This is a genomic window from Zhongshania sp. (assembly GCF_041623545.1).
Lineage (GTDB): Bacteria > Pseudomonadota > Gammaproteobacteria > Pseudomonadales > Spongiibacteraceae > Spongiibacter.
In genome coordinates this window covers 1-4391 of record NZ_JBFJWS010000268.1, presented here as the reverse complement: position 1 = coordinate 4391, position 4391 = coordinate 1, and the positions used below count along the sequence as shown (strand labels likewise).

The following is a 4391-nucleotide window of genomic DNA, read 5'->3' as shown; positions in this document are numbered from 1 at the left end:
TCTCTCCATCCGCACCATTTCAAAGAATTCTTATGAATGGCCGCTTCGATGCCGAAGTGGCCATTTGTGCTTATAAGACCTGTTTTGAGGATCATCGATGCAAGTTTCCGTTGAAACGACTTCTGGCCTAGAGCGCCGTCTAATTGTAGGTGTTCCTGCTGCCCGTATAGATGGCGCAGTTGATAGCCGTCTCCAAAAAGCGGCTAAAACTGTCAAGCTTGACGGCTTCCGTCCCGGCAAGGTGCCGATGAGCGTAGTTCGCCAGCGTTTCGGTCAGTCGGTGCGCATGGAAGTTCTTGGTGAAGTCATGAATGAGTGCTTCTACGAAGCCATTCAGCAGCAAGAACTAAAGCCTGCTGGTCGCCCAGAAATAGAGCCCAAGAGTTTGGAAGCTGGTAAGGATATTGAATTTGTTGCCACCTTCGAAGTTTTCCCTGAAATCGAAGCCAAAGATTACAGCTCGATTGTCGTGAAGAAGCCTGTGGCAGAAATCACTGCGGCTGATGTCGATAAGATGATTGAAAACCTGCGCACTCAGCGCGCGAGCTGGGAAGTGGTTGAGCGTGCAGCGGCTGATGGCGACAAGGTCAATATTAACTACCTTGGCACTAAAGATGGCGTTGAGTTTGAAGGCGGCAAAGCTGATGGCTCTGACTTGGAGCTCGGCTCTGGCCGCATGATTCCTGGCTTCGAAGCGGGTATCGAAGGTATGAGCGCCGGCGATGAGAAGGTCGTTGCGGTGACTTTTCCGGAAGACTATCACAGCGAAGACCTTAAAGGCGCCGCCGTTGAGTTTAAGATCACACTTAATTCTGTGAGCGCAAAAGAATTGCCCGAGCTAAACGAAGAGTTATTCGAAGCTTTCGGTGTAAAAGAGGGTGGTGTTGACGCTTTTCGCGCTGAAGTAGAAAAAAATATGGCTAGGGAGTTGAAAAATGCGACTAAGTCCCGCATTAAGAACCAAGTCATGGAAGGTGTGCTCAAGGTACATTCCGACTTACAGGTGCCAAAAGCCCTTGTGAGCCAAGAAATAGAAGCGCTGCGCAATCAGCAAATGCAGCAGTTTGGTGCGATGGCCGAAAAGCTAAATGCTGCAGACATTCTTCCTGACGAGCTTTTCCGCGATAACGCAGAGCGCCGCGTTAAATTGGGTTTAGTGCTTAATGAGCTAATTAGCGCAGAAGGTATTAAGGCTGACGCCGAGAAAGTACGCGCCGCTCTTGAAGAGATGGCTGCTAGCTTCGAAGACAAAGAAGAAATCATTAATTACTACATGGGTAATCCTCAGCAGCTTCAGCAGATCGAAGGTATGGTCATTGAAGAAGAGGTAGTTGAGAAATTACTTGAAAAATCGAAGGTTAGCGAAGAAACTTTAAGCTACGAAGAAGTAATGTCGCCACCGGCGGAAGAGGCAGAAGCGTCTTAATTTGCGAGATAGCTCTGGTCATCTGCGAACAAGCGACTGAACCTCTGGTTCCGTCGCTTGTTTTTTTTCCGGTAGGTGAAAAATCTGCTTACCCATTTACGATACGGAAGAGTCTTTACTATGTCGCGCAACTCGATTGACGGTATCAACAATAATGCTATAACCAACCTGGGCTTGGTGCCTATGGTCGTTGAACAGACGGCACGGGGCGAGCGCTCCTATGATATTTACTCACGCCTGCTAAAAGAGCGGGTAATTTTCTGTGTTGGTCAGGTTGAAGACCATATGGCCAACCTGATCGTGGCTCAGCTTTTATTTCTTGAGTCTGAAAACCCCGATAAAGACATCCACTTGTATATCAATTCGCCCGGTGGCTCTGTAACAGCAGGTCTGTCTATTTACGACACAATGCAGTTTATAAAGCCGAATGTAAGCACCATGTGTATAGGTCAAGCGGCCAGTATGGGTGCTTTTTTGCTCAGTGGTGGCGAGAAGGGCAAGCGTTTCATCCTGCCAAACGCTCGCACCATGATCCACCAGCCCAGCGGTGGTGCTCAGGGCCAGGCAACAGATATTGATATCCAGGCCCGTGAAATACTGATTATTCGCGAACGCTTGAATCACCTAATGGCTGAGCACACCGGTCAGACCTATGAAACCATTGCCAAAGACACTGAGCGTGACAACTTCATGAATGCCCAGCAGTCCTGCGATTACGGCTTGGTAGACAAGGTGCTAACTGACCGGAAGTAACTGCACCAAACATTGCCGCAGCTTTGCGCCAAGCGCGCAAACTTGCAAAAACTGCGAAAAGGCGTCATCTTTAGCTTAAGGTGGGTAATCGCCATGCAAATTGAACAAGGTAGGTATTAATGAGTAGTAAAGACGGCACAGATGACAACGGCAAACTGCTGTACTGTTCCTTCTGTGGTAAAAGCCAGCACGAAGTCCGCAAGTTAATTGCTGGCCCGTCTGTCTTTATCTGTGACGAGTGTGTCGATTTGTGTAATGACATCATTCGTGAAGAAGTGCAGGAGGCCGCGAGCGAGGCTGGTCGCGATAAGCTGCCTACGCCACAAGAAATTAACCATACACTTGATCAGTATGTTATTGGTCAAGTGCGTGCAAAGAAAGTGCTCGCAGTAGCGGTATACAACCACTACAAGCGTTTGCGCGTTGGCGAGAAAGGCAAAGACGATATTGAATTGGGCAAAAGTAATATTTTGCTAATAGGCCCCACTGGTAGCGGTAAGACGCTGCTGGCTGAGACCTTGGCGCGATTGCTTGATGTACCTTTCACCATTGCTGATGCGACCACTTTAACTGAGGCTGGTTACGTTGGTGAAGACGTTGAAAACATCATTCAAAAGCTGCTGCAAAAGTGTGATTACGATGTAGAAAAAGCCCAAATGGGCATAGTCTACATCGATGAGATCGATAAGATTTCTCGAAAATCTGATAACCCGTCAATAACACGTGATGTGTCGGGTGAGGGTGTTCAACAAGCACTACTGAAACTGATCGAGGGTACGGTTGCGTCTGTGCCGCCACAGGGTGGCCGCAAGCATCCCCAGCAGGAGTTTTTGCAGGTAGATACCTCTAATATTCTGTTTATCTGTGGTGGCGCATTTGCGGGCCTAGATCGCGTTATTCGTGATCGCTCTGAGAAAGGCGGTATCGGCTTCAGCGCGGAAGTTAAGAGTAAGAGTGAAGCTCGCAATGTGGGTGAAATTCTTGCAGATGTCGAGCCGGATGACTTAGTTCGTTATGGCTTGATCCCCGAGTTCGTGGGCCGGCTTCCCGTTATAGCGACACTAGAAGAGCTCGATATCGATGCCTTAGTCAGCATTCTGACTGAGCCAAAGAACGCATTGACCAAGCAGTATTCGAAGCTTTTCGATATGGAAGGTGTGGAAGTTGATTTCCGGGAAGATGGCTTGCGCTCGGTTGCTGAAAAGGCAATGACCCGCAAAACCGGTGCCCGTGGTCTGCGCTCCATTTTAGAGTCCGTATTACTGGACACGATGTACGATTTGCCGTCGATGGAAAACGTCAGCAAAGTGGTTATCGATGGCTCGGTTATCAAGGGTGATTCTGCGCCAATTTTGGTTTATAGCGATCAGCGTAAAGTCGCTCCCGAAGAATAAACCCCTCTCCTAAGCCGCCGCGAGTGCTATTTTCGCGGCGAGCCTCTTTTTTGTCACAATCTTTGCTAGTCAAGTCTTGTTTTTACCGTGCTAAGTCCCCATCTTAAGCTTAAGCTGCCTGTATTGCAGGCGAAATATCCGCTGTATGCGGATCGTACAAATTTTATGCGAGGCAATTAAATGGCCGAAAAGCGAGAAATACAGGAGCTGCCACTGCTTCCTTTGCGCGATGTGGTGGTTTACCCCCACATGGTGATACCGCTGTTTGTAGGGCGGGATAAGTCAATTCGGGCACTCGAGCTGGCTATGGGCAGTAACAAAGAGATCGTACTGGCTGCTCAACGCAATCCTGATTTAGACGAGCCGGGTACTGATGATCTATACGATATCGGTACTGTCGCCAATATATTACAGCTACTGAAACTTCCAGATGGCACCGTAAAGGTATTAGTCGAAGGTAGCTACCGAGCAGTCCTTAATGCAGTAACGGCCGAAGAAGACTACTTCAGCGCAGAAATCGACGTGCTGGAGGAAAACAAAATTGGGGAAGAAGAGTCCGAAGTGATGTTGCGCTCGGCCATTTCCCAATTTGAGAAATACATCAATCTCAGTAAGAAAATTCCCGCAGAAGTACTTACCTCATTGTCTGGTATTGATGATCCAGGCCGGCTTGCGGACACCATTGCTGCACACATGAATATGGCGCTTGAACAGAAGCAAGCGGTGCTTGAAATGGTTGACGAGCGTGAGCGCCTTGAGCATTTAATGGGGCTAATGGAATCGGAAATCGACTTATTTCAAGTCGAGAAGCGAATTCG

The 4391-nt window shown here is 48.5% G+C and carries 4 protein-coding genes; all 4 read left to right on the top strand.

Translation table 11 applies throughout. The features are described 5' to 3' along the window. The first annotated feature begins 97 nt into the window (after positions 1-97). Positions 98-1426, top strand: a complete 1329-nt coding sequence (gene tig / locus ABYT30_RS16105; RefSeq protein WP_373081868.1) for a trigger factor — start codon at positions 98-100, stop codon at positions 1424-1426. A gap of 120 nt (positions 1427-1546) precedes the next feature. Continuing rightward, positions 1547-2179: an ATP-dependent Clp endopeptidase proteolytic subunit ClpP gene (gene clpP / locus ABYT30_RS16100; RefSeq protein ID WP_373081866.1), complete on the top strand. Its 633-nt coding sequence runs from the start codon at positions 1547-1549 to the stop codon at positions 2177-2179. A 119-nt stretch (positions 2180-2298) separates the two neighbouring features. Continuing rightward, entirely contained in the window at positions 2299-3573 is a 1275-nt protein-coding gene (clpX, locus tag ABYT30_RS16095; protein ID WP_373081864.1) for an ATP-dependent Clp protease ATP-binding subunit ClpX, read from the top strand. A gap of 180 nt (positions 3574-3753) precedes the next feature. Next, positions 3754-4391 (top strand): LON peptidase substrate-binding domain-containing protein (locus tag ABYT30_RS16090; protein WP_373097494.1); only part of this gene is annotated, 638 nt, incomplete at its 3' end.

Bases quoted from the DNA above. Each gene is read 5' to 3' on its own strand.
- tig (WP_373081868.1), top strand. From the start codon at position 98: ATGCAAGTTTCCGTTGAAACGACTTCTGGCCTAGAGCGCCGTCTAATT.
- clpP (WP_373081866.1), top strand. From the start codon at position 1,547: ATGTCGCGCAACTCGATTGACGGTATCAACAATAATGCTATAACCAAC.
- clpX (WP_373081864.1), top strand. From the start codon at position 2,299: ATGAGTAGTAAAGACGGCACAGATGACAACGGCAAACTGCTGTACTGT.